A 24,407-nucleotide genomic window follows, 5' to 3' on the forward strand; every position below is an offset into this window, starting at 1 on the left:
TTAATTAGGGTTTTGGCAATACAGATTTTGCTTGTCGGCCTTTGCTCCATAAATGTAGAATAGAAAAGGCCTATTCCGTGAAAGAATGGCCTTTGGGAAGGGAATATTTTTTTCAGTCGCCCCCATATCTCTTTTCCACAGCCCTTGTGTAGGGGCAAAGGGACACGGCGGTAATCGAGTGGTTGCATAAATACGGCGGTGATCGTAACCGTTAGGTTGTCTGCTATCTTGTACCTTCGTTGCCGTTGATCGCCACCCGCCAAGGGTTCGAATGTTTTGATGCTACTACGAGTAGGTTGTTACAGGTTGCTTCTTAGGATACTAAAAAGCAAAGTGCCCATCTCAAAACCCATTACCCATAAGCTCAATCAGTCATTTCCTCTGTGCCCCTCCCTGCTCTTTGTGTCGCTGTGGTTCTTCCCTCTGCGCGAAACCAACTAGCGCGAAGCGCTCCCTTTAGGAACCGGGGCATGCTGGACAAAGTCTTTCGAACACTTGGGGTCGCCGACCAACGGCAACGGGGGCGGGGGGTAAGTGCTCAATATTGTTTGATCAGGAATTGTGTTTTCAAGATTCTCAATATCCATAATTAGACGATATTAAATCCTGAATATCTTCCATTGAAAGAATATTACGCGCAAACCCTATGTTTCTAGCTGATCACCTTAAAATTGAAGGCACCATTTTGTGTAGCATTCCAAATACGTAACCATACCGGTAGAATCGCTTCCGTGCCTCTGGCTGAAGAAATATCACCCAGGTCAAGAATATTCTCATTCTTCCATCCAAATTCATTCAGCAGCACTTTTACTTGTTGCTTAGCGTCAACATCATGGCCACAAATAAAATTCGTATGATCACCACTGTTGATCAAGGCTGGGTTCACCATTAGTCCGCACCACATTGTGTTTAATGTTTTTACCACTTTGGTTGAGGGGAAGGTTTTCTGTATTTCCTCGCCCAATGAATGGGTATTGCTCAGTGCAGGAATCAAACTTGGCGGCATTCCCTTGCTAAAGTCCAGCGGGTTGGCAATATCCACTATGATCTTTCCTCCAATGTTCGACTCGCCGGCCATGGTCAATGCTTCTACGGAAGCACCACCAGCGGTACAATTGAAAATGATCTCACCAAAAGCAGCAGCATCGGCAAAAGTACCGGCACTGGCCTGCCCATTATGTTTAGCAACAAAAGCCTTTGCTTTTTCATTATCAGCCGTACGGCTTCCCATTTTCACTTCGTGTCCCAGTTCAACTAATCTTGAGCCAATGGCATCACCGACCATGCCCGTTCCTAAAACAGCTATTTTCATTGTTCTTATTTTTGTTTTGAGTTAATGACTAGGCAAAGTTGATTATTTCGAATGGGGCAGCATGGTCAATAACTTGGTTGTGCTGGTAAATTAGTGAGCCCTGTTTTGCAAAACAGGGCTCTTTTTAAAGAATGCTTTTGCATCAGTTCACCACCATTCCCATTTGCGGGGCAGCGTAGCGGGTACCGGCAAAAGCGCCTTCTGGAAAAGTTTTATCCAGCAGATCCAATTCCTCCTTGCTTAACTGAATTTGGGCCGCTTCTATATTTTCTTGCAGCCGGCTTTTTTTAGTAGTACCAAAAAGGGGCAAGATATCGTTGCCCTTATGCAGTACCCAAGACAAGGCCAACTGGGATGCGGTACACCCTTTCTGCCCAGCCATTTCCTGCAAAATGGCAACCTTCTTTTTATTCTCTTCGAAGTTTTCACCGGTAAAGCGTGGCGCATGAGCCCTAAAATCAGTGGGTGCAAACTGGCCCGTAAGCTCACCGGATAAAAGGCCGCGGCTCAACACACCGTAAGCAACAATACCAATTCCTAACTCACGGCAAACCTGTAACAATTCTTTTTCAATAACACGGGAGGCCAGGGAGTATTCTACCTCTACTGCGGTAATGGGATGCACCTTGTGGGCCCTTCTAATTACTTCGGGACTGGCTTCCGATAAACCAATATATTTCACTTTACCCTGCTGCACCAGATCCGCAATAGCGCCAACAGTATCTTCTATAGGAATAGCCGGATGAATACGACCAGGTTGGTAAATATCAATTGCTTCTACCCCCAGGCGGTTCAGCGAATAGGCAGCAAAGGTTTTAACGGCCTCAGGACGGGTATCAAACCCCAACCAGTCGCCGGAAGGTGAACGCAGGGCGCCAAACTTCACACTGATTACCGGCTTTTCACTTCTCCCTTTCAGCGCCTCACGAATCAATAACTCATTATGACCCATGCCATAATAATCGCCGGTATCCAGGAAATTAATGCCCTTGTCTAGCGCGGCCTTTATGGTTTCAATGCTTTCGGCATCATTGCGGGCTTCTTTGTTTCCATACATATCGCTCATACCCATAGTGCCCAGCCCCGGGGCCGCCACTGTTGGGCCTGTTTTGCCTAATTGAATGGTCTTCATGTGCTGAATGATTTATACTATTTACTGCAAAAATCAAACAGCCTTTTCATTTAGGCATGGTGAAAAGTTCAGGAAAATGATGCAGCGTTCAGGTTATGCCGCATGGGCATCACGAAACTTCTTGGGTGTTATCCCGGCAAAATGCTTGAAGAACTTGCTGAAGTTGGAAGGATCGAAAGTTAGCTGCCTCGCAATTTCAGCAATAGAAAGATCTGTGGTCAAAATGAGCTCTTTGGCTATAGCCATCAGTTTCTCTTCATAAATATCGCAGGGAGACCGCTTCAATTCTTCCTGTATTGTATTGCTTAAGTGCGTAGGATGGATGTACAGCAGCGCTGCAATATCCTGTATTTCAAAAGTAGACATCACATTACCTGATTTTAATTCTTCCAGGTGCTTATCTAGTTCTTTCAAAAAAGCTTCCGTTATTTCCTTTGGAAGCGTCATTGTATTTTCTCATTTGCTTTACGAAACTCAAGTGGCGTTGAACCCACGTACCGCTTAAAAAATTTACCAAAGTTAGCCGGATCAGAGAAATTCAATTGCCAGGCAATCTGGGCTATGTCAAAATTGGTATAAAGGATCAGTGATTTAGCTTCTGCAATGAGTCGATCGTTAATAAAGGCCAGTGCATTTTTACCGGAAGCTGCTTTCACTGATTGCGACAGATGGTTGGGTGAAACAAAGAGAAGATGCGCATATTCATCAATCGTTCGCTTTTCTAAATAGTAATTATTCACTAGCTGAATAAACTTTTTTAAAAGCGACTGCTGTGGAGTAGTAAAGCCTTGCTCCCACTGGCTAAAGGCAGAGGCGAAGTCTTTCAACTCATACAATAAAGCCAATAGCTTTAGTGTGGCCACCGTATGCTTTTTGTCATTTGTTTTTTCGTAAGCAGCAAATACTTCTTCGAACAAAGGCGAGAACTCAGTAAAACGTGATTGATTAAGCTTAAAAAAGTTAGTCTGTACCAAATCAAAAAAAGGGAATTCTTTTTCAAATTCTGGTTTAAAAAAGGAGAAACATTCTTTTTTAAAATAGATCAGGTACCCCGAAGCTTGGTTGTCACGAAAAAAGCTGTAAACCAGTCCAGGGGCTTGAAAAACCAAAAAGGAATTGAGTTCCGTAATACTTGTGTTATCATAAGTAATCTTTGTTTTGCCCGCATTGCTCACGAGTGCTATAAAGTAAAAATCCTTTTTGAATGGAGGTTTATACTGCTCCATTGTAGGCATATTTTCCTTTAGTCTCAGGCAATATAAATTCGGATCATTAGTCTGATAACCTGATGAAAATGATTGCAGGAACTCGTTAATCTCTTTATAGGCTGGAATTATAAACGGGTTATCTTTCACCGACTAAAGTTAAAGCTACTGATAGGTTTCTACCAAGCACGATCGCCTATTTGTATAAATAGAGGGGAAGCTAAATGCGATTGATTTCGCCTAGAAGTTGCCGCTAGTCGCCGACCAACGGTTCTATATATCCTGAAAGTGAGTTCGTAATTGAAAAGGATCTCTACCCTCTTCATAATACGCTGCCGAACAATAGTAGTAATCTGCAGGATGAGCCACCAGTTCCCACTTCGGCTGACATGGGTTGGCATGGATGAAATGAAGTTTTTGCTTCAGGAACTTGCCCCGATTCAAATCAATGCTCATGGAGTTGCGTTTCCCAACCTGGTAGGCTCTGTCGGCAGCCTGCACCTGCAACTTAGCATATAGTGCGGGGTTAGCTTTACTCAAATACACCAGTATCTCCCTGGCAGTAAACTTTAGAAAGTCCCGCTGCACGGCTTCTCGCTTGTGTTCTTTATTGATCCGCCAGATCAAGTGAAGATGATTGGGCATGAGTACAAAAGCACAGACCTTTACCGGGTTTTGTTTCACCCTAAATTGTAAGGCATCCAAAATGATATGTTTGGCCACATCTTCCTGCAGCAAGGGCAGCCAATCTTTACACACGGCTGTGAAGTATTGCACGTGATGCTCTTGTTGTACGGACATACACTAATATACTAAAGAACCGTTGGTCACCAACCAACCCCAACGACGGGAAAATGTGTGCTTTATTGCTTTCATCTACTACGAATAGCAAGTGGTAATTTAATACCACTACCAGGAGACATATTGAATAAATCTGGCTACCTTAGAAAATACACTATTATAAGCGTTGAACGCCCTGTCTACAGTTTCCCTTACCCAATGGCAACTTATTAGTAAAACGCATGCAGCAGCTGCAGTCCATCCTTTATGAAGCCCCGTTCAGAAGAATTGTTACCAGCCACATTTAAAACGATTACAGTGAAAAAGATCTATCCAATCATACGCACTACCATTGCCGGCGGCTTTTTATTCCTTTTACCATTAGTAGTATTGATTCTTATTTTCAGAAAAGCCTCCGGCCTGTTACAAACATTGCTACACCCGCTTCTGAAACCGATTGAAGATATCACCTTTATTGGTGTAGCACTATACAATCTGATAGCCGTAATACTGTTATTAGCCATCTGTTTTATAGCCGGACTGCTGGCCAAAACTAAACCAGCCACAAATCTGATCAACCATCTGGAAGTGTCGATACTGGGCTTGATACCGGGCTATAACGTTTTAAAAAACCAAACGCATAGCATCGTTGGCTTTGAAGATCAAACATTAGACGTGGTTTTGGCCAGGGTCGATGATGGTTGGCAACTTTCATTTCTTATAGAAAAGGTACACGATGATCTGTATACCGTATTTATTCCCAATGCCCCTACCCCATTCAGCGGCTCTGTTTATCATTTAGAAAGCGACAAGATTATTAAAACAACGATAACTAAAAAACAAGCCATCATTTGTATACGGCAATTTGGCTTAGGTTCCGCATTACTTCTGAAAAACAATAAGGAATTGATGGGCGGGACTAGTATTGAATAAGAATGAAGGACTACTCATTCACTAGGAGAACTTGTGGCCCCATCTGGTGGAAGGTATTATCAGTAGGTACCTTTGCTGTTTACGCCTTTGTTGATGTTCTTCCGTGCTTCTGTGCTTTGGTTGCACCAACAAAACCCGCCTTTCGTCCTTAACTATAGAACAGCAGCTTCTCTACCGTTGTCCGGCTGGTGATTAAGTTAACGCTTAAGAATAAACGAAACGCCAACAGCAGCGTAATATTGGCGTAAAATAGCAATCAAAAATCAATCTCTTTTATAATGCAGTCAGCACCTTGAGGAACCGTTATTGTGCCCGAAGCATGATGCGGCCTTGCCCAGTATGACTCAAAACCACCAGGGACAGGATACCCGGCAAAATTAGTGGTAACACTCTGGGCAGACCAGGAATAGGTACCCGGTGGAAGACCAATAAAACTACCAAATGCTGTCATATCTACATAGTTAAGAAGAATAGGACATATAGGCGTTATTCTCAGTGCCCAAACGCCTTCGATCAGTGCATCAGGATAACCAGCAATCGTTACTTTGGCAAGAACTAATACTGGACTAAAACCTTCTATGGCCCTAATACCTTGTTCATCAAGGCTGCCAGATGAATCTCTGAAGAAAAAATAAACATTACTGGAAGCCTTACCTGGCACCACTTGTACATATACTTGTACTTGTACTGTGTCTTCATCATACAATCCACTTGCATCCGTCACTTTTAACCCAAAAAGGTAAGTTCCTTGTACAAGGTTCGTAATGGATGTTTCCGCCGCATTGGAATTTCTGATCAAAACATTGGACGGCCCAGAGATCACTGACCATTGCCATGTAGTAATGGTACCATCCGGATCTGCAGATAGGCTACCATTCAACACTATACTGTCCAATGGTAAACGGATAGAGGTATCCTTGCCCGCAACAGCTACCGGGGGCTTGTTTGTCTCGATACAATCCTCACAGGAATTTTCCTTTTTACAAGCCGGTATGGCTGTACATACAATAATAAGTACTACTGACAGGTAGATATTCTTCTTCATGAGCGGCCGATTGATAGTTCCAGAATGTGAAGTCCAGAAAATGCGGACTAAATTCTTTTACATAGAATGGACCGGCAGCAGAAAAAGCGGTTTAGAGAGAGAAACTAAAAAACTGTTCGCAAAAATATAAAAGAAAGTTGAGGCTTGAAAGCACAGCAAGAGAGATATTCTGTCTCTTTACGTTTCCATTGGTCGCCAACCCCAAGTGTTCGAAAGCTATAATAGACTGTAGAGAGCGTACTCTTTGAAGCAGTTTCCTTTGCGCCCCTCTGTGGTTTCTCTGTGGCCTTTGCGGTAAAAAAACAACCGCAAAAAATACATAGAGGCCGCAAAGTAAAACACTTGAAATAGACTTCTCTAAATGTTGGCATTGACATTCAAACACTTGGGGCGCTGACCAACATCAATACAAGGAACCGACTATTTCCTTCAGGTTTCTTGGAGCAACACTAAAATGATCATTCAAAAAAACAATAGCTAACAATACAAATACAATGGCCACCAAAACGATAAGCAGCTGCCCCCAGGATATTTTCTGTATGGCTTGCTTCTTTGTTACCTCACAGGTTTCACCCGCACAGTATAATGATTCCACTTTATGAAACAAACCATAAAACAAACACGCTAAACAAATGCCGAATGCCGATTCAAAAAACAAGAAAAGGAGGCAAACAAAGCAAGTAACACCTGTAAAGATGCTGTAGGAATTGAGTATGTCCAACAGAATGAACATTAATGATGATAATGTCAAGCCTATTTTCCAGGCAAACTTTTTCTGTGGCGCGCCCACATATTCGGGAGCCTGCCGACAAACAATCAAACGCCCGATGATTAATACAGGAGAAAACCGGGGACTAACAAAGACACGAATGGCAAAGTCGGTAAGAAATACAATGATCACATATTTGACCATCAAAAAGTTTCGCTCAAAAAGGATCAGCATCAAGGCAATAAACAAGATCAAAAACAGAATTCCTGCAGCCGCTCTTATTTCCCGCTCATTTAAAACAGGAATAGCATAGCCTTCTACCTCTTCTCCAAATTGTATAATCTTACTTCCCTTTTTCATGATTTGTATTTATTGATGCGCATGTCGAGTTGATTCTTATTTGTTGAAGCATCACAAAAGCATTGATCTCCCGGCAAGTCTCAAACCGGCTTGATGTAAAAAAGGCTCATGGTAAATACATGAGCCGTAATTGCTAACAACAGGGTAATGTCATAGCCAGGATAATAAGGGCAACAATGATCTGTTTCATAATTGATGGTTTTGTTTTAATTGTTCTATTGCAAGGCTATGCATTTAAATGAAGAAGAAATAGAGGCTGTCAACAAACAACAGTTTATAGTAGACAAACGACACGTGTCCGTAAACATTATTGTTTAAACAAGTCTTCGCTGCTCGAGCTATTGAGAGGGAGAGTATGTGTGTGTGTGTGTGTAGCGCTCCAGCTTAGCTGAGTAATGATCAGACTTTTATAGGATGCTATCTCCCTTCCTCTTGCTTTACGTTTTTTTTGCCTTGATGCAAAGCGCACGCCCCCAGCCCCTAAAGAGGAGTACCCACGCACAGTAACACTCCGCTACTTTAATTCTTGTTTAGAATAGGCAGGTTGTTGTAAGCGTACCCTACCCAACGTTGGATGCAGTGAGCAAAGATGATAGAAACAGCTGCTGTGCGAAGAAACGACAGGTGCTGTATATTCCCCCCGCCTCTGATAGTACAGTGAAGCTGTAAACTCAGGGCGCAATATAAGGCGCTGGACCACTCCGCTACATTTTATGTGAGAGTTCTTAGTTAGTTGTTTTTGTTTTATCGCCAGAGGAAAGTCTTAGAATATGAGCCCTCTTTGCATCTGCTAAACATTCGCACGCTTGGAATAGACGAATAACGGTCTTATTGGAAACATGTTTCCAATAAGACCGTTTTCTAGAAATATTCAAGTCAAAAACCAGCCAATACATGATGCTTCTTGTTGTGCGCTTGTTTATTTTATTCTTTTCAAATCCAAATCCTGAAAGTCATAACTGAAATCAGTAAGCGGTGAAACCGGCTTCATGGTTATGCCTTTTGCTTTACCACTACCATCCATAGAAAAGGCCACAAAGGCATCGGCATCCATGCTGCGGTCATTCCATTTTACAATAAACATATGGTCTTTATAAGGGAAGAGTTCGCCTGTAAGCTTAGGTGAGCGTTTTGACTGAAACCAGGGCTTTCCCTCTTTTACAGAAATTACTACATCACCAAACCATTGGTCGCGGTACGTACCCATATAAGGACTAATGTTTGTTTTGGTTGTTTTTTGTTTTTGCACCATGGTAATTTCATTCCAAATGGAATCCGTCAATTGCTTTGCACTCTCCAATGATTTCTTTCTGTTGTCTGAAAGCAGGGCTACCCAATCAAATGCCGGCATGTTCAAATAACCATCTTTTATCTGGTTGGTTATGGAGGAAAAAGCGCCACCCTCCTGTTGGTTGGTCAACACAATAATGCCTAGGTTTAACTCTGGCAACATGGTGATCTGAGATACCATTCCTTCCAGTCCACCCGTATGGCTTAATTGTTTGTAACCTTTCACATCGTTTATAAAAAAGCCCAATCCATAGGTAAGGAAATGTGTGTTGTATCGGCCGGGCGAATACACTGGCAGGATGGTTTGCGGCGACCACATTTCTTCGTGCACCGTTTCCGAAAACAATTGCTTATCCAATGCTTCTCCGTATTTACCATGCGACAACTGCAGCATCACCCATTTGCTTAAATCAGCAACCGAGCTATAGATAGCACCAGCAGGATGGTCGGCCTTGCCATTGTGTCTTGCTATTACCTGCACCTGACCATCTACCGGCGCATGTGCATCAGTCACATTTGACTTGTCCTTTAGCCGGGCAAAATCAGTTGCACTATGTGTCATTCCTAATGGTTGCAGGATACGCTTTTCAACAAACTCTTCCCAGCTCTGCCCGCTTACCCTTGACACCACTTCCCCGGCAACAATGTAAAGATTGTTGTCGTAATCATACTTGGTCCGGAAGCTGGAAACAGGTTTTAAAAACCGAAGATTGTAGATCACATCTTTCTGTGTAAAATCGGAAGAGTCAGGGAAAAACATCAGGTCGCCAGCACCTAGTCCCATTCCGCTCCGGTGCGTTAATAGATCACGGATCGTAAATTCTTTTGTCACCCACGGATCATAGAGTTGGAATTCGGGAATGTATTTGACCACCTTATCATCCCAGTGCAGTTTGCCTTCGTCAATTAAAATGCCCAGTGCCGCGGTGGTAAAGGCCTTGGTATTGGAGGCAATACCAAACAGGGTGTTTTCATCTGTAGGCGCTTGAGTCTGGAGCGAACGGAATCCATATCCTTTAGCATGCACCACCTTTCCATCTTTCACAACGGCTACAGCAATTCCTGGTACATCAAAGGTTTTTTGAACTCGTTGTACTAACGCATCTATCTGTTGGTTAGAGAGTGCCTGGGCATGACCACCCAGTGTAGAAATAAGAGATACAGCAACGAAAAAAAATTTCCTCATGTGCAAGAATTGGCGTTGTTTGAATGAATTCGAAATGGCTTAGGAGTTAACGAAGTGGCTGCGATATAATTTACAGCGGTTTCACTTTCCTATGCCTTTAATAGATGCTTTACTTTTGAAAGATAAGTATGCATCAGCCATTTTACAAGTAGGACCTTATCTACACTTATATCAATACATCTTCAAAGCAAATAGAAACTGAAACTGATGTTGATCGGAAGCTAATACATACTTAAGGCTTCGTTGCACTGAGAAGATAATTTCACTATATTACTTACCGTCCCAACCACCGTAATTATGACAGCAAAAAAACTAGTACAAACTTTTTTCCTTTTCTCTCTAGCGCTTACCAGTAGTCTTGGATATGCGCAAGGCACGCGCCTGTTGCGTCAGCCAAGCCTGAGTGCTACAGAAGTGGCTTTTGCCTATGGAGGTGATATCTGGGTGGCTTCAAAAGCTGGTGGCGATGCCCGCCGCATCACCAGCACACCGGCTGTAGAAACCACACCTTGTTTTTCGCCCGATGGCAAATGGATTGCCTTTAGCTCTAACCGCTCCGGCGTAGCGCAGGTGTATGTGGTACCGGCACAGGGTGGCAGTCCCACGCGGCTGACCTGGTATCCTTCTGCAGCTACTGTACGGGGATGGACACCCGACGGGAAAAATATTCTCTATGCCTCTGGCCGGGAAAACGCGCCCACGCCCTATAACCGCCTATGGACAGTACCAGTTACTGGCGGTCCCTCTGTAATGCTTCCCGCTCCCTGGGGTTTTGACGGTCATTATTCACCCGACGGCCGCCAACTGATTGTAGACAGAATGAGCCGCTGGGACGTAGAGTTCCGGCACTATCGTGGCGGACAAAATACAGCACTTCAAGTACTGGATCTGAAAACATTAAAAGAGCAGTCAGTACCTACGGAAGGCAGTACCGACATACAACCGCTTTGGCTCAATCAGGATATCTACTTCCTATCTGATCGCGACTTTATCATGAACGTATGGGCATACAACCCATCTACAGCTGCCATACGACAAGTAACCCACGCCAAATCCGGTGATATTAAATGGCTGGAGGGCAAGGACAACGAGCTGGTGTATGAGCAGAACGGGTATATCTACTTGCTAGATGCAGCATCAGGTAAGAGCCGCCAACTAAACATCAATGTAGTGGGCGACTTCCCCTGGGCGGAAACCCGCTCAGAAAATGTTACGAGTCAGGCCACCAGTGTGTCACTATCACCTACGGGTAAACGTATTTTATTGGAAGCCAGAGGCGACATCTTTACGGTGCCTGTTGAAAATGGTGATCCGCGCAACCTGACACGCAGTTCGGGTACTGCCGACCGACGCCCTTTATGGTCGCCTGATGGTAGAGAGATTGCCTGGTTCTCCGATAAAGACGGCAAAGGATACGCACTGTACATCACCGATCAGGAAGGCACGCGCGAGCCGCGCAAGATTGCGCTTGGTGATAGCAAGCTGGCCTGGGATCCGGCTTGGTCACCCAATAGTAAGTACATTGCATTCACCGATAATACAACAACGCTGAAAGTGCTGGAGGTGGCCACAGGCAACATAACCACGGCAGATATTGGCGGCAACAACTTAGACAGGGGCAATATGGGTCTAACCTGGTCGCCCGATAGCAAATGGCTGGCCTATACGAAGTCGGCCAACAACAACTTCCGCCGTATTATGGTGTGGTCGGCCGATAGTAAAAAAACAACACCACTCAGTGACCCACTGGCCGATGCCATATCTCCAGCGTGGGATTTGAATGGACGCTACCTCTACTTCCTGGCTAGCACCAATGTGGCACTAGGGTCCGGTTGGGCTAATACCAGCTCACAACAGGCAAGACCCACTTTTGGTGTGTACATGACCATCCTGCGCAAAGAAGACCCCAACCCCTTTCCACTAAAAAGTGATGAAGAGCCTGATACAACCAGCCGGCCCGCTACAAAAGATACCAGCACATTTAAAGGCGTCCGTATCGACTGGGTACAATTGGACAGACGCATTATTTCCATGCCCATTCCTGTAGGCAACTACGATGGCTTGCTGACCGGTCCGAAAGGTAGCCTGCTAGTAGTATCCGGCCCCACACTTAACAAATACACGGTCGCCGATAAGAAGCTGGAAGAATTGGTAAAAGGTGGTTCACAGTTTGCCGTGTCGGCCAATGGTGAAAAATTGCTGTTCAAAGCGGGTCCCAATTGGCGCGTGGTCTCTACGGTAAAAGTGCCTGGCCCTACGGAAGGTATGCTGGCGATGAACCTGCGCATGGAGTTGAACCGCCTTGAGGAGTGGAAGCAGATCTTCACAGAAGCCTGGCGCTACCAACGCGACTATTTTTACGATCGCAATATGCACGGCAGGGACTGGCAGGAAGTGTGGGATACCTATTCTCCTTTGATCCCTTATATCCGACACCGTGCCGATCTAACGTACCTGTTGGACCAACTGGGTGGTGAAGTTTCTGTGGGGCACAGTTTTGTATTTGGTGGCAACTTCCCTGATGTAGATACCACACGTGTGGGTGTATTAGGTGCCGACCTGGTACAGGATGATGGCCGCTGGAAGATCAAACGGATCTATACAACCGAAAGCTGGAACCCTGGCCTAGTTGCACCGTTGGCTCAACCCAACCTGAAAGTGCAGGAAGGGGATTATATCTTAGCCATTAATGGGGAAGCATTAACAACAGCTGTTGATCCTTACCAGTTACTGAACGCAACAGCGCGGATGCAAACCACCTTGCTCATCAACAACAAGCCGGGTACAGAAGGTGCCTGGACGATCAAAGTGCAGCCCATTGAATCGGAGAATGCGTTACGCCAGCAGGCATGGGTAGAAGACAATCGCCGCAAAGTAGACGAATTATCCAATGGCAAGCTGGCCTACGTATGGGTGCCGAATACAGGTGGCCCTGGCTTCAACAATTTCAACCGTTACTATTTTGCACAGCAAGACAAGCAAGGTGCAGTGATCGATGAACGCTTTAATGGTGGTGGATTATTGGATGACTATATGGTAGACCTGATGGTACGCCGCCTTCGTGCTTCATTGACCAATGAAGTACCAAACGGCACTCCCTTCCGCCTGCCAGCAGGTATATTGGGCCCCAAGGTTTTATTGATCAATGAACTGGCCGGCTCTGGTGGTGATTTCTTCCCATGGGTATTTCGCCAGCAAAAGGTAGGACCATTGATCGGTGCCCGTACCTGGGGTGGGCTAGTGAAATCTTCTGTGCATTATCCCTTTATCGATGGCGGTGCTATGACAGCCCCTGATAATGGCGTGTTTGATCCAATCCATGGAGAATGGATTGCTGAAAATAAGGGCGTGCCACCAGATATTGAACAGAAGATTTCAGCCATAGCGGTATCACAAGGCAAGGATCTGCAGCTGGAAAGAGCCGTAGCAGAAGCCTTGAAATTATTAGAGAAAGAACCGTGGCCTGCTGTTAAGCAACCGGCGTATCCCACGCCTGCCAAAAAGAGTTTGTAACGATATATCTCATACGTTAAAGATTTAAAACAATGACGCTGGAAAATGATTCCGGCGTCATTGTTTCTATAACATACTAAATGCTGATTGGAATGGGCTTGGCCCAACTAATGGGTCCACAGCAACGGAGTACAGGTATCCAGTAGAGTTCCAACCCGTTACTGCCCAGTAAGAGAATATATTATGCTACTGCTGAAAGCATGTTCCTTAATTTTGCTATTTATTGATTTTAAACCTTAGCAAACACCAAAGACGTCATGATAAAAGCCCTATGTATAGATGATGCCAACCGACCGGAGGATATCCCACTGTCAGCCTGGGTAAAAAAGAATGAGTGGTATCATATCACCCATATCATTTTTAACGAGATCAACCAGGTGCAAGGTTGTGAGTTGTACGAACTGGAAATCCCCAAAGAATGCTTTCCATACACCAACTACCGGCTTTCCCGCTTTGCGATTGAGCCTAAGGATGTAGAGGCTTTCCTGGAGTTACTTAAACTCTCCACAGAGCTGAATGATGTAAATATTGACTTTGAAAAGCTGACAGATAAGCCCGCTGTATTAGAAAAAGTATAACAGCTTATATGCTCTATAGCTAGTTCAAGCTTTTACGTTTTGTGCAAATAATAGTTCTGCCTCAGTCTACTGGCTGAGGCTTTTTTTATCCCCCACACTGTCTTTGCTACGGTCGCTTAAAGAACCCTTAGTCGGCTACAGCAAGTGTTCGAATGCATTAGCTGCTATTCAGAAACTACTATAACAGGCTATAGCTACTCCATCCCTGTCAACTTATCAACTTGTAAACCTGTCCACTAAAATCAACCATCCTCAAATCAACCATTCTTCTAAATCCATTTAATCCATTCTAAATCCCACTAATCCGCGGTCCTCCTTTCCTCCTTTTCTCTGTGCGAAACCATATAGCGCGAAGCGCTCTCTTTAGAAGCCAGAATTAGCCTGCCAAACTCATTACGGCCCAAAGTGCTACTGCGGAAATTAGTATCCACAACACAACGCCTTGTATCAAGGGCTTCATACCAACGGATTGCAGCATCTTACTGTTTAAGCCGCAGCCAATGAGAAAGAGTGTTAGTGTAAGGCCAGCCTTTGCAAAGCCAGTCAGGTAATGGCTATTAGATTGTAAAAAAGGAATATAGGTATTGGCTATCATGGCCAGCACAAACAAACCAATGAAATAGGGAATCTTCACTTTCCCTCCCTTGCTCCTGAAAAGAAAAGTAGACAAAAATGCTACTGGGATAATCCAAAGTGCTCTGGTAAGTTTTACGGTTGTAGCTACGGCCAACGCTTGCTCGCCATATTTGCTGGCGGACCCTACCACTGAACTAGTGTCATGAATAGCGATAGCACTCCACAGTCCAAATTGTGTTTGCGACAAGTTGAGTAAGTGGCCAATGAAAGGAAAGAGAAATAAGGCAACGGTATTTAAAATAAAAATGGTTCCCAATGCCACTGATATCTGTTTTTCTTCTGCTTTGATAACAGGAGAAACAGCTGCTATGGCGCTACCACCGCAAATGGCTGTACCTGTAGCAATGAGAAAAGATGTTTTCTTTTCGATCTTCAATAATCTACCCAATACAAAACCTACCAACAAGGTACCAACAATAGAGACTAGGGTAAACATCACTCCCTCTTTACCAGCTTTTAGCGCACTATTCACATCCATACCAAAGCCCAAACCTACCACGGAAGCCTGCAACAAAATAGATGTCACTTTATGATTAAGATGGGGATAGGGATGACCAATGAACTGCCCAATTGCCAGGCCCAGAAGTAGCGCTATGGGAGCTGAAATAAGTGGAGATAGGCAGAAAACAACTGCCAATAAGAAAATAACTTCTCTTGCGGTTACGCTGCGGTCTAAAAAGGGTTTCAGAGGATTGCGATGCAATTTGACCTTCACTATACGATCTACCATTCCTGCTTTGTATTTACAAACAAAGCTCCTGACAACAGAAACCGAAGTCAAATCACTACTGGTGATAGCAGATTACTTTAAGTTATACTGATTAGCAAAACGAATAAATAGCTGACCAAGGGCAGAAGACTGTCCGTGTGGTTGAATGATATAGAACGGACGTTCAATAGATAAGCCCTTTATATCAACAATTCGGAATTCTCCTAGTTGCAATTCTTTGAATACAGCATGTACAGATAGAAATGCTGTACATGAGCTATTGAACAGATAGGCTTTCATGCTTTCGCTGCTATTTAGCTGCATTTCCACCTTTAGGTCGGAAAGCTTGATACCCACAAGTTTTAAGGCTTTCGCAATTACCTCTAAAGTCCCGGACCCGGGTTCCCGCAAAAGAAGAGGAAGAGTTTTTAATTCGTCAATCTTAATCGCCTCTTTCCGTACCACAGGATTAGCCACACTCGTCACTAGTACAATTTCATCTTTTGAATAGGGTTGATATTGTATAGACTTGTTTTTAGATGACCCCTCAATAATGCCGATGTCGATCTCATTGTTCAATAAACTCTTTTCTATTTGTTCTGTGTTGCCACTGGTCAATGTAATTACCACTTCATTGAACCGTTGACGAAAAGAAGCCAGGATTGGCGGCAACACATATTGAGCGACAGTAGTGCTTGCACCAATGCGTAGCCGACCGCTGTGTTTTTGTGCCAGGGCATTCATCTCAAACTCCATGTTACGATAGAGGGCATGTAGCTCCTCGGTGTGTTTCAACAAGATCTTTCCGGCAGCAGTCATAGCTATTTTATTGCCATTGCGTTCAAAGAGCTTGAGCTTAAACTGGTGCTCCAGTTCATGTATATGTTTGGTAACAGCCGGTTGCGTAATATATAATTCTTCTGCGGCCTTGGTGAAGCTTAACCGTTTGGCTACCGTATAAAACACTTGTAAACGAAAATCGAACATGGCCGGAAAGTTAAAGATCTTCCATAAATCAAAAAGCAAATGATGATTGATGCAACGCTCTTTCTTTGCCAGCCTCAATTAAGCTATTGGAATAGGAGGATCTTTATTGGGCTGCAACTATTGAGCGTTTCATAAAATAACGTGCGGGAACACGAACCACATTAAAATGGGACATAACAAAAACCCTTAGTTGTTAATGATCTTTAACACACACCCGCTTTTTTATCTATCCTGTATTTAAATAGGACGTCAGTTGACGTCTGATCCCGCTTGCACATTGTTTATCCGGATAGACGCACAATCCTGTGGTACTAATGGAGAGGAGGCTGGGCTTTTTAATCCGCAACGGCATCTTCGCTGCAGTCTCCGTAAAGGACCATTGGTTTGCAACCAAGTCACACCACTTAAATCTTAGAAGAAACTTTAATAACGGCGTAGAATAGGTAGGGCATTGCTAAAAGCGTCAGTTTTTCAAACGACTTTATCTGTTCTTTCTACCTTGATACTGCATTCACCAATCAGTGCAGCCATTGCGCCTATGGCTGCTAAAACGGGTGCCAAAACAGTGCCTACTACACCAATAGTCAGTGGAAAAGACATTAGCTCTTTGCCTTCGTGGTCAAGAATGGTAACTTTTCTGACATTTCCTTCTTTAATCAGTTCTTTTACTTTGTTCACCAGATTTTCACCGGTTGTAGTAAAATAATCTTTTGCATTGGTAGCCATAAACACGCCTCCCTGTTTTAACAATAAAGCTATGGATGTGGTTCGATTTTAAGAATGATGGTTGTCAGTTAAAAAAGAAACCCATGGCCAAATTGTGCCAAACCACTCACTATCAATCACCTGTATTTATCATTTGCACTCATTTATGATTCAGCCCCAGTAAGGAAGGGCTATTGTAGTTAAATCAGTAGCCTCAGGCATAATTTTTTAGCTGATTAGATTATCACGGTGAAAAAAATCAGCCATGGCTACTCACATATCAAAAGGTGCTTTAGTGCAACGCATCAATGGACTGCTTGCCCAAAAACATGAAATGGTGCGCAAGACAAAACAAGGCAAATGGCATAACGACCTGGGCGATTACTACATCATCGATTTTGACCACAACGTAGTTATTGAAAAACATGTTGACTTAGTGAAGAAGGCCAAAGAACTTGGCGTGATTAATTGATGATGATAAACAGAGAAGGACTTATTTGTGCTTGGATTCCTACTGGGACACAGCGTACCTAGTAAGAGAGGAATTGCCAAGTGTACCCTTTACTAGCCAAAGCTTGCAAAGAATAATTAATAATACTTCACTGACTTTAGCCTTTAGGCTGGGGGCCCTTACCCGCAGCAGCTCATCATTGCATGACCTACTTCTCTCCCGCCCTACTAACACTTTGCAATTCTTTCTGTATCTATTAATTTTAGATACCTGGTCATAACATTCAGCAATAACAATAAAGCGTTTACATTTCTGTTAGTTCTTACCCCATAAATACAGCCGTTGCTTTAAATACAGGAAGCGAATACCAAAACTATAGCAAAACGAAAAAGTGCATTACAACACCTCTATTAGAGCTTTTGACAAGATATTAACCCTTGGCATACCTAAACTTATTACCAATAGTATCAGCTTAACATGAAACGATTTATCCGACAGACCATACTGGCCAATATTATTTTACTGATGGCTTTAACACTTTCTATAGCAAGGTGTAAAGAAAATACGAACAATAGCGTTGAGAAAAGTACACCAATAGATACAAAAGAAAAGATAGATGGTAATGAAGCAGAGATCGACTTATACAACCTACTACATGGCAAGGATAGCCTGAGTTCGATAATAGTGGATATTGATTATGACCCCTATTTCAATACTAAGAAAAAATACAAGGGTTTTCTGATAAATGATGTAATTGCCTTGGCCATCAAGAAGTATGGCTTAGACACAACGAATAAGCTAGTATTTTTTGAATGTAAAGATGGGTATGCGCCATTTATGGATATTTCAAAAGTAGTTAGTACCAGAAATGGCTACATCGTCTTTAAAGATTTGGACGAAAAAAATGCAAAGAACTGGAATGACTCACTGATCGGAAAGTTTAGTCCTTACTACCTGGTTTGGAAAAACCTACCAAAAGATGATGCGAGTTATGTATGGCCCTTTGGTTTAACTAAGTTAACGCTAACAGAAATCAATGAGGTGTATAATGCCATTCTACCTACCGGCAACCAAAGTGTGATGAAGGGTTTTGATCTATTCACAAACACCTGCATCCGGTGTCACTCCATTAATCAAATTGGAGGCACTATGGGGCCTGAATTTAATGGCCCGAAAAATATTACAGAGTATTGGAAGGAAGATGATATCATCAACTTTGCAAAAGATCCAAAAAGCTATCGCTATAATAGTCGTATGCCGCCAATAACAAAATTGAGTGATGCTGATTTTAGGGATATTATCAGCTACCTAAAACAAATGAAGATGTACAAGCTGTAATGAATGCGGCATCCATACTACATTCTCCTTTCATTGACACGAGTCCCTAACCATTAGCACAGACGACTTCTCATCGCTTATTTAGAACAGCAAGATTTATTCATCTGAATAGGTGGACACTTGACCGTACCATAACTGCAATACACGCAACAGTCACCTGTCTTTGGCTTTAGAACTGTTTCACAGTTGGTACACTTGTAGAAGTATTGACAAGCGTCAATAGGCATCTCTTCTTCTTTTTGAAACCCACAGTGAGGACAGGTGATCGTGGAACTTGTAATAATTTCCATAGTTTACCGTTTTACGTTTTGAACAGTGTACCCGGTGCTGTTAATTGCATTCCGGATATCTTCTATAGTGGTCTTTGTTGGATCAAACTGAACCACTGTGTTCTTCTTAACTGCAGATGCTTTTACATTTTGTATGCCAGCGAGTTTTCCAACAGCAGATTCCACTTCCGGTTCACAGCTTGCACAGCCCATTCCTTTCACAGCAAACTCCACTTCTTTTAATGAAGCAGTTGGCGTAGTGGCGACTGCTTCTACAGGTTTCTTTTTCGCATAAAACACATGGGCATAGGAAGGGAATGTCATTAACAACACGGCAAGAACAGTTACAACAGCAAGGAATCCATTTGACTGGAGGATACTCTGTTTTTTAGACACCTCACAACCGCAGTCATCACGCTTTACAGGGCGCAGTCTCTGGAACCAAGCTAGTCCAAGCAATAAAACAGAACTACCAATAAGATAGGGCCGAGCGGGTTCGATCCAGGAGAAGGTAGACGCCACTCCCGATACGCCACCTAATGCCGCCACCAGGGGTGTAAAACAACACAAGGATGCAGCAAGCGAGCTCAATAGACCGAGAGATGCCGACTTGTTTCTGACCATAACACAAAAGTAACGGTACTACCCATATTCCCCAAGCCCCATCAAGTGTGGTACAAGGCTAATTGCGTAACTTAGGTAAGACTGATCCCCCTATATATTGTTCACCCAAACCTTCATTACCATGGAACACACCAAGACAAAAGAACAGATCAAGGGCTATACTTATGGAGAAGTTGCGCCTTCACCTTTCACGCTCAATGATCTGGAATTGCTCAAAAAGACAGTCCTCTTTTCCAGTGAGGACGAACAGTACTTGCGTCTGGCCGGCGAAGTGCTCCGCGACCAAGTAGATGCTGTGCTGAACCTGTGGTACAGCTTTGTAGGCAGTAACGAACACCTATTACGCTATTTCACCACAAATGGTCAGCCCGACCTCGACTACCTGGCCGCTGTAAGAGATCGCTTTGGACAGTGGATCATAGATCTCTGCACCAGGCCCTTTGATCAAGACTGGCTGAATTATCAGCACGAGATCGCTCTCCGCCACCACAGCGCCAAAAAGAACCAGACCGACGGTGTTAACAGTGTACCTATCATTAACCACCGCTACATAGTAGCTTTTATTTATCCTATAACGGCTACCATTAAGTCATTTTTAGGCAAAAAAGAACACGATACCGAGACAGTGGAGAAAATGTACAATGCCTGGTTCAAGGCGGTGACGCTGACAGCGGTTCTGTGGACTTACCCCTATGTGCATACCAATGAATTCTGAAATGTGGCCATCTGTCCGGTAGTTGCCAAGCGAGAGACATGAAACAGGAGACTGTTTTACTTTTTTACGCCCATCTTTTCCGGCGCAAACCTGCAGCCTTTGCATTATGGCCAGGCATATTAGTGCCGTCCTTATAAGGTAACCTTTATCGTTTTGGAGGAATTTATAGCCGGAAACAAATTTCAACTGTGGCATTTGCTATATGCCTGTAATACAAACGACAATAGATTTAAGTTTAATATTGTTCTATGAATTCAGCCCAAATTCATTTAGCGCTCACACACGTCCCTGTCATTCTATCACTAGTTGGTCTGGTGTTACTAGCTATAGCCATGTATCAAAAAAACAACACACTAATCCAAACCGCCTTTTGGATACTGCTGATTGGAGGATTGATTGCCATTCCTGTTTACCAAACCGGTGAAGGTGCAGAAGAAATTGTAGAACGCCTGCCAGGTGTTTCTAAATCAATTATTGAAGCACACGAAGAAATGGGCATGTGGGCTCTTGTTGCAGCATCCACTGCAGGTTTACTTGCTTTTTTGGGCTTGGCTTTCCCCATAAAAATGGCAATTGGCAGGCTTATGCCCCCATTGGTATTGTTGGCGACCCTGGTATCTGCCGGTGTGTTAGTGTACACTGCTCATCTGGGCGGGCAGGTGCGGCATACCGAATTGCGTTCAGGGTTTACACCCGCTGCGGCGAGTGACAGTACACATGAAACAAGAAATGACGATAATTAGAGAAACTTTAATTCCCGCCCTTGTAGTGTCCGTTAATTACCGATTCTAAGCCTTAAAGCGTGTCAACAACTGATAGGAATCTATATTCCCTTCACAAAAGCCCTCACAGAAATTATACCTCTTTCTTAGCAATTTGAAAAAGAATAGCTGCACTTACACATTCCTATTTCACTTTAATATGCAGCGATAGCTGATTTGATTGCAAGTTGTTGCTACGTATGTAATGACCATATTTCAATTCTACACTATTCCACTTGGCAATACCGAGTACACCCTTCAGTGGCACCAAACGTATACCTGCTCCAAAGAACTGGCTATGAAACTTCGACAAATCATAGTCACTTGTATAAAAAGCTTCAGCAGGCGTATGTTGTGCATAAGGTGCAAAATAGTCTGCTGCAGCTTGTGTATAGTAACGGTAAAATGGCGTTAAGGAAGCAAAAGGTGTAAGCTTTATAGGCGTTTCCAAGTCCAGCGTATGTGCCTTTACTCCCCAGTCGTCTTGATAATAGCGGTAAAAAGAGCGCACAATAAAGCGATCTCCCAAGAAATAATTGGCCCGGACGCCTAGAGGGATCTTAACCCGGCTATTAGGTAAAGTTTCTGCTTTTACATCGCTATTGGTAAAATAAACACGTTGGTATTTAGTAGCCAACAGACCATTTTGATAGGTAGGCTCCGTTACAAGCAGGAGTTGCAGGTTGGTATTGACTACTTGCGCCAGCGAAAGAGACGCACTAAAAGAGTTGCGTGGTGAGCTTTCTTCATTATGTTCTGCCCCTCCTCTTAATTCAATAGGATAGATAACTTTCCAGGTATCAAAATAAGCTTGCGCACGTGCAGAAAACTCTCGGTTATTATCTTTTGATGCTTTAGTGAAACTAGCCCCTAAACCATAAGACTGGTAATCAAACTCGTTGGACAGAGAACCCGTTAAACCAAAGGTTGTTTTTTTCTCCTCGTTTTGAACAGTCCATCCAATGGAAGGGTAAACCCGTGTATCACTATGCGAAGGAGATGATATCGTATAAGGATCTATTTTATCGGAGGAGGCTGAAGTATAATGATCTACTCCCAGCTCCAGATTAAAATTATGCCGGCGCTGCTTACGATCATATTTATAAAGTCTTAACTCAATGGTGGTAGCAATATCATTTAATGCCTCTGTACCAACACCACCAGTAACAGCCGAATGATCCCCCGTTTGTTGGTAATAGCCTGTAACCAGGTTTACTTCATCCAGGTTTAGTTTTTTACTTTTATAGTGGGAACTATCGCCTGCCGATGTGCTTTGTGAATAGGCGCTAAGCACACTGATGTACATGCCAATAACCGCTAAAGAAAGTTTCCTCATAGTTTTCCTTGAAATACGTTATTAATTGCAGCCGCATCCGCCGCCACTCTTTCCACCATTTGCACCAGAAGCACCTTCGCGGTACCCTTGAAAATTCAATTCAAACTTCTGCACTTTTCGGGCAGACAGTTCCATTTCAGTATCATTCAACTTGTTCTTTTGATATTCTTTTACCGAAGCGCAGGAAACAATCAAAAGCACCACTAATCCACTACTCATTAACGTTAGAAGGAATCCTTTCTTCATTTAACTTATTTTAATATTGTTTGAGGTATAAAGGCGGTCTGCATCATCGATGATAATACAAGCCATTCCTTTAATCTGGTTGATCATATCTAACCCTGCCTTGACTCCCATTACTAAAACAGGGGTTGCCATGGCATCGGCCAATTCAGCACTTGGGCAAATGATAGTCACACTTTTTATACCAGTAACAGGGTACCCCGTCTTAGGGTCAATTGTATGCGAGTATTTCTTTCCGTCAATAATAGCATACTTCTCATAATTACCAGAAGTAGCAATGGCTTTATTACTTATTTCCAAGTAAGAAAATGGTTGAAACCTAATGTACGGATCCGCAATGCCTACAGTCCAGGGCTTGCCGTTTGGCTGACTCCCCCAGGTGATCAAGTCGCCAGCTGCATTTACAACACCACTCGCCACTCCTTTCTGCTGCAATACAAGTTTGGCCCGATCAGCAGCATACCCCTTACCAATACCGCCAAATCCTATACGCACTCCTTTTTCTTTCAGGAAAACAGAACACTGCGCTTCATTCAATACCACATTGCGATAGTTAATTAAACGAACGGCCGTCCTTGCTGTTTCAGGATCGGGCAGCGCAGACATGTGCACATCAAAGTTCCACAGGCTTTTATCAATAGAACCATAGGTTATGTCAAAGGCTCCTTGTGTCAGTGAAGAAATGCGCAATGATCGCTGAATAAGATCAAAAACTTCCTTATCTACCTTTACAGACTTTATACCTGCAGCTTCATTAATTTGTGCCGTTTGGCTGGTTACATTAAAGGTTGTCAGTAATTGCTCTATGCGACTAATCTCAAAAACAGCAGCGTCAATACACTCATTAGCCCATGTTTCATCTTGAGCAACGACCGTAATTTCAAACCGGTTGCCCATTAGTTTTACGATACGCTTATATAGCTCTGGCTTAGTCAGAAGATCAGTGATTACCATTTGATTTAATTGAGTTAAGCTCGGCTACAAACTTCTCGGCACTTTCATCTGGATACCCTTCCCATTGATTTAACACTTTGCCGGTTGGGTCAATCAAAATGGTATACGGGAATATACCTTTAGGATTATAACGATCAGCTAAGGCATTGTTTAATTGCTGCTGAGCCGCAGACAATTGGTGTTTTTTAGACCGGGGAAAATCGGCGTTTACCAATACAAGATTGTTCTCAGCATATTTTGTAAATGGCTCAGCTTCAAAAATCTCTTTATGCATGCGAATACATGGAACACACCAGTCAGAACCAGAAAAACTAATCAGGATCGGCCTGCCAGTTTGTACGGCTTCTTCTTTTGCCTTATTCACATCTGTAAACCATACCGGGTTAAATAGCCAACTAAATAAAGCAAAGGAGGCGACTAAAAGCTTCATACTACTGGTTTTACTAGGAACGTCTAAAAATAAGCCACTATTATGCGCCCCTATGAATTTGTCGGTAAACAGGCAATTTGTATAGCTGAAGCTTAAACTATTTTTTTTCTTTTAACAGATCCTTTGTGTTTCCTTTACACTTTCTTGTTGACGTTAGTTACCGACCCCAAGTGTTAAAACACTTTAGTATTCCTTTCAAAGGAATA

Annotated in this window: 24 protein-coding genes; 7 read left to right on the top strand and 17 right to left on the bottom strand. The window is 43.3% G+C overall.

Going from position 1 to position 24,407, the window contains the following annotated elements; translation table 11 throughout:
- Positions 1 to 652: 652 nt before the first annotated feature.
- From SY85_RS09990 to SY85_RS10010, 5 genes are all read right to left on the bottom strand, one after another.
- Positions 653 to 1,312 carry an NADPH-dependent F420 reductase gene (locus SY85_RS09990; protein WP_066404084.1) on the bottom strand — a complete coding sequence of 220 codons (660 nt, stop codon included), beginning with the start codon at positions 1,310 to 1,312 and terminating at the stop codon, positions 653 to 655.
- Positions 1,313 to 1,454: 142 nt separating this feature from the next.
- A complete protein-coding gene (locus SY85_RS09995; RefSeq protein WP_066404086.1) occupies positions 1,455 to 2,444 on the bottom strand; it encodes an aldo/keto reductase in 990 nt (329 codons plus the stop codon).
- Positions 2,445 to 2,537: 93 nt separating this feature from the next.
- Positions 2,538 to 2,891 carry a helix-turn-helix transcriptional regulator gene (locus SY85_RS10000; RefSeq protein WP_066404088.1) on the bottom strand — a complete coding sequence of 118 codons (354 nt, stop codon included), beginning with the start codon at positions 2,889 to 2,891 and terminating at the stop codon, positions 2,538 to 2,540.
- Positions 2,888 to 3,799, bottom strand: a complete 912-nt coding sequence (locus SY85_RS10005) for a helix-turn-helix domain-containing protein (protein ID WP_066404090.1) — start codon at positions 3,797 to 3,799, stop codon at positions 2,888 to 2,890. Before SY85_RS10005 ends, SY85_RS10000 begins: the two co-directional genes overlap by 4 nt.
- 123 nt (positions 3,800 to 3,922) lie before the next feature.
- The gene (locus SY85_RS10010; RefSeq protein WP_066404093.1) at positions 3,923 to 4,450 is read right to left on the bottom strand and encodes a transposase; all 528 of its coding nucleotides are present in this window, start codon (positions 4,448 to 4,450) and stop codon (positions 3,923 to 3,925) included.
- Between the two features lie 246 nt (positions 4,451 to 4,696).
- Between SY85_RS10010 and SY85_RS10015 the strand changes: the two genes are divergently transcribed.
- Positions 4,697 to 5,362, top strand: coding sequence for a DUF502 domain-containing protein (locus SY85_RS10015; RefSeq protein ID WP_082886361.1), 666 nt, complete (start codon positions 4,697 to 4,699; stop codon positions 5,360 to 5,362).
- A 256-nt stretch (positions 5,363 to 5,618) separates the two neighbouring features.
- On the opposite strand, the gene SY85_RS10020 is transcribed toward SY85_RS10015, so the two are convergent.
- The 3 genes from SY85_RS10020 to SY85_RS10030 form a co-directional block, all read right to left on the bottom strand.
- A complete protein-coding gene (locus SY85_RS10020; protein ID WP_066404097.1) occupies positions 5,619 to 6,407 on the bottom strand; it encodes a PKD domain-containing protein in 789 nt (262 codons plus the stop codon).
- Between the two features lie 403 nt (positions 6,408 to 6,810).
- Positions 6,811 to 7,476, bottom strand: a complete 666-nt coding sequence (locus tag SY85_RS10025) for a DUF4395 domain-containing protein (protein ID WP_066404098.1) — start codon at positions 7,474 to 7,476, stop codon at positions 6,811 to 6,813.
- Between the two features lie 919 nt (positions 7,477 to 8,395).
- Entirely contained in the window at positions 8,396 to 9,952 is a 1,557-nt protein-coding gene (locus SY85_RS10030; RefSeq protein WP_066404099.1) for a serine hydrolase, read from the bottom strand.
- 297 nt (positions 9,953 to 10,249) lie between these two features.
- On the opposite strand from SY85_RS10030, the gene SY85_RS10035 reads away from it, so the two are divergent.
- A complete protein-coding gene (locus SY85_RS10035) occupies positions 10,250 to 13,465 on the top strand; it encodes a S41 family peptidase (RefSeq protein ID WP_066404101.1) in 3,216 nt (1,071 codons plus the stop codon).
- Between the two features lie 257 nt (positions 13,466 to 13,722).
- On the top strand, positions 13,723 to 14,043 hold the full coding sequence (locus SY85_RS10040; protein WP_066404103.1) for a hypothetical protein: 321 nt from the start codon (positions 13,723 to 13,725) through the stop codon (positions 14,041 to 14,043).
- Between the two features lie 376 nt (positions 14,044 to 14,419).
- On the opposite strand, the gene SY85_RS10045 is transcribed toward SY85_RS10040, so the two are convergent.
- From SY85_RS10045 to SY85_RS10055, 3 genes are all read right to left on the bottom strand, one after another.
- The gene (locus SY85_RS10045; protein ID WP_066404105.1) at positions 14,420 to 15,409 is read right to left on the bottom strand and encodes a YeiH family protein; all 990 of its coding nucleotides are present in this window, start codon (positions 15,407 to 15,409) and stop codon (positions 14,420 to 14,422) included.
- A gap of 72 nt (positions 15,410 to 15,481) precedes the next feature.
- Positions 15,482 to 16,375 (bottom strand): LysR family transcriptional regulator, encoded by an 894-nt coding sequence (locus SY85_RS10050; RefSeq protein ID WP_066409578.1) that lies wholly within the window; start codon positions 16,373 to 16,375, stop codon positions 15,482 to 15,484.
- Between the two features lie 471 nt (positions 16,376 to 16,846).
- Positions 16,847 to 17,101: a DUF4342 domain-containing protein gene (locus SY85_RS10055; protein WP_066404107.1), complete on the bottom strand. Its 255-nt coding sequence runs from the start codon at positions 17,099 to 17,101 to the stop codon at positions 16,847 to 16,849.
- 244 nt (positions 17,102 to 17,345) lie between these two features.
- On the opposite strand from SY85_RS10055, the gene SY85_RS10060 reads away from it, so the two are divergent.
- Together SY85_RS10060 and SY85_RS10065 are read left to right on the top strand one after the other, a co-directional pair.
- Positions 17,346 to 17,552, top strand: coding sequence for a hypothetical protein (locus tag SY85_RS10060; RefSeq protein WP_066404109.1), 207 nt, complete (start codon positions 17,346 to 17,348; stop codon positions 17,550 to 17,552).
- Positions 17,553 to 18,008: 456 nt separating this feature from the next.
- Positions 18,009 to 18,869 (top strand): c-type cytochrome, encoded by an 861-nt coding sequence (locus SY85_RS10065; RefSeq protein ID WP_066404110.1) that lies wholly within the window; start codon positions 18,009 to 18,011, stop codon positions 18,867 to 18,869.
- 77 nt (positions 18,870 to 18,946) lie between these two features.
- Here SY85_RS10065 and SY85_RS26155 read toward each other — a convergent pair whose 3' ends face one another.
- Positions 18,947 to 19,159 carry a GDCCVxC domain-containing (seleno)protein gene (locus SY85_RS26155; protein WP_071890974.1) on the bottom strand — a complete coding sequence of 71 codons (213 nt, stop codon included), beginning with the start codon at positions 19,157 to 19,159 and terminating at the stop codon, positions 18,947 to 18,949.
- 3 nt (positions 19,160 to 19,162) lie between these two features.
- Complete coding sequence (gene merTP, locus SY85_RS10070; protein WP_066404111.1) at positions 19,163 to 19,762, bottom strand: mercuric transport protein MerTP; 600 nt, start codon at positions 19,760 to 19,762, stop codon at positions 19,163 to 19,165.
- A gap of 121 nt (positions 19,763 to 19,883) precedes the next feature.
- On the opposite strand from merTP, the gene SY85_RS10075 reads away from it, so the two are divergent.
- Together SY85_RS10075 and SY85_RS10080 are read left to right on the top strand one after the other, a co-directional pair.
- A complete protein-coding gene (locus SY85_RS10075) occupies positions 19,884 to 20,477 on the top strand; it encodes a protoglobin domain-containing protein (RefSeq protein WP_066404112.1) in 594 nt (197 codons plus the stop codon).
- A gap of 248 nt (positions 20,478 to 20,725) precedes the next feature.
- A complete protein-coding gene (locus SY85_RS10080; RefSeq protein ID WP_066404116.1) occupies positions 20,726 to 21,220 on the top strand; it encodes a DUF2231 domain-containing protein in 495 nt (164 codons plus the stop codon).
- Between the two features lie 163 nt (positions 21,221 to 21,383).
- Here SY85_RS10080 and SY85_RS10085 read toward each other — a convergent pair whose 3' ends face one another.
- The 4 genes from SY85_RS10085 to SY85_RS10100 are packed head-to-tail and all read right to left on the bottom strand — an operon-like array spanning position 21,384 to position 24,201.
- On the bottom strand, positions 21,384 to 22,574 hold the full coding sequence (locus SY85_RS10085; protein WP_066404117.1) for a DUF3570 domain-containing protein: 1,191 nt from the start codon (positions 22,572 to 22,574) through the stop codon (positions 21,384 to 21,386).
- 21 nt (positions 22,575 to 22,595) lie between these two features.
- Entirely contained in the window at positions 22,596 to 22,820 is a 225-nt protein-coding gene (locus tag SY85_RS10090; protein WP_066404119.1) for a DUF4266 domain-containing protein, read from the bottom strand.
- Positions 22,821 to 23,771 carry an FAD:protein FMN transferase gene (locus tag SY85_RS10095; RefSeq protein WP_066404123.1) on the bottom strand — a complete coding sequence of 317 codons (951 nt, stop codon included), beginning with the start codon at positions 23,769 to 23,771 and terminating at the stop codon, positions 22,821 to 22,823. It lies immediately after the preceding gene.
- Complete coding sequence (locus tag SY85_RS10100) at positions 23,758 to 24,201, bottom strand: thioredoxin family protein (RefSeq protein ID WP_066404124.1); 444 nt, start codon at positions 24,199 to 24,201, stop codon at positions 23,758 to 23,760. Before SY85_RS10100 ends, SY85_RS10095 begins: the two co-directional genes overlap by 14 nt.
- Positions 24,202 to 24,407 lie beyond the last annotated feature (206 nt).

The organism is Flavisolibacter tropicus (assembly GCF_001644645.1).
Taxonomy (GTDB): domain Bacteria; phylum Bacteroidota; class Bacteroidia; order Chitinophagales; family Chitinophagaceae; genus Flavisolibacter; species Flavisolibacter tropicus.

What these genes read in the sequence shown, in the direction of transcription:
- SY85_RS09990 (WP_066404084.1), bottom strand. Translation starts at nt 1,312, where the DNA reads ATGAAAATAGCTGTTTTAGGAACGGGCATGGTCGGTGATGCCATTGGC.
- SY85_RS09995 (WP_066404086.1), bottom strand. Translation starts at nt 2,444, where the DNA reads ATGAAGACCATTCAATTAGGCAAAACAGGCCCAACAGTGGCGGCCCCG.
- SY85_RS10000 (WP_066404088.1), bottom strand. Translation starts at nt 2,891, where the DNA reads ATGACGCTTCCAAAGGAAATAACGGAAGCTTTTTTGAAAGAACTAGAT.
- SY85_RS10010 (WP_066404093.1), bottom strand. Translation starts at nt 4,450, where the DNA reads ATGTCCGTACAACAAGAGCATCACGTGCAATACTTCACAGCCGTGTGT.
- SY85_RS10015 (WP_082886361.1), top strand. Translation starts at nt 4,697, where the DNA reads ATGAAGCCCCGTTCAGAAGAATTGTTACCAGCCACATTTAAAACGATT.
- SY85_RS10020 (WP_066404097.1), bottom strand. Translation starts at nt 6,407, where the DNA reads ATGAAGAAGAATATCTACCTGTCAGTAGTACTTATTATTGTATGTACA.
- SY85_RS10025 (WP_066404098.1), bottom strand. Translation starts at nt 7,476, where the DNA reads ATGAAAAAGGGAAGTAAGATTATACAATTTGGAGAAGAGGTAGAAGGC.
- SY85_RS10030 (WP_066404099.1), bottom strand. Translation starts at nt 9,952, where the DNA reads ATGAGGAAATTTTTTTTCGTTGCTGTATCTCTTATTTCTACACTGGGT.
- SY85_RS10035 (WP_066404101.1), top strand. Translation starts at nt 10,250, where the DNA reads ATGACAGCAAAAAAACTAGTACAAACTTTTTTCCTTTTCTCTCTAGCG.
- SY85_RS10040 (WP_066404103.1), top strand. Translation starts at nt 13,723, where the DNA reads ATGATAAAAGCCCTATGTATAGATGATGCCAACCGACCGGAGGATATC.
- SY85_RS10045 (WP_066404105.1), bottom strand. Translation starts at nt 15,409, where the DNA reads ATGGTAGATCGTATAGTGAAGGTCAAATTGCATCGCAATCCTCTGAAA.
- SY85_RS10050 (WP_066409578.1), bottom strand. Translation starts at nt 16,375, where the DNA reads ATGTTCGATTTTCGTTTACAAGTGTTTTATACGGTAGCCAAACGGTTA.
- SY85_RS10055 (WP_066404107.1), bottom strand. Translation starts at nt 17,101, where the DNA reads ATGGCTACCAATGCAAAAGATTATTTTACTACAACCGGTGAAAATCTG.
- SY85_RS10060 (WP_066404109.1), top strand. Translation starts at nt 17,346, where the DNA reads ATGGCTACTCACATATCAAAAGGTGCTTTAGTGCAACGCATCAATGGA.
- SY85_RS10065 (WP_066404110.1), top strand. Translation starts at nt 18,009, where the DNA reads ATGAAACGATTTATCCGACAGACCATACTGGCCAATATTATTTTACTG.
- SY85_RS26155 (WP_071890974.1), bottom strand. Translation starts at nt 19,159, where the DNA reads ATGGAAATTATTACAAGTTCCACGATCACCTGTCCTCACTGTGGGTTT.
- merTP (WP_066404111.1), bottom strand. Translation starts at nt 19,762, where the DNA reads ATGGTCAGAAACAAGTCGGCATCTCTCGGTCTATTGAGCTCGCTTGCT.
- SY85_RS10075 (WP_066404112.1), top strand. Translation starts at nt 19,884, where the DNA reads ATGGAACACACCAAGACAAAAGAACAGATCAAGGGCTATACTTATGGA.
- SY85_RS10080 (WP_066404116.1), top strand. Translation starts at nt 20,726, where the DNA reads ATGAATTCAGCCCAAATTCATTTAGCGCTCACACACGTCCCTGTCATT.
- SY85_RS10085 (WP_066404117.1), bottom strand. Translation starts at nt 22,574, where the DNA reads ATGAGGAAACTTTCTTTAGCGGTTATTGGCATGTACATCAGTGTGCTT.
- SY85_RS10090 (WP_066404119.1), bottom strand. Translation starts at nt 22,820, where the DNA reads ATGAAGAAAGGATTCCTTCTAACGTTAATGAGTAGTGGATTAGTGGTG.
- SY85_RS10095 (WP_066404123.1), bottom strand. Translation starts at nt 23,771, where the DNA reads ATGGTAATCACTGATCTTCTGACTAAGCCAGAGCTATATAAGCGTATC.
- SY85_RS10100 (WP_066404124.1), bottom strand. Translation starts at nt 24,201, where the DNA reads ATGAAGCTTTTAGTCGCCTCCTTTGCTTTATTTAGTTGGCTATTTAAC.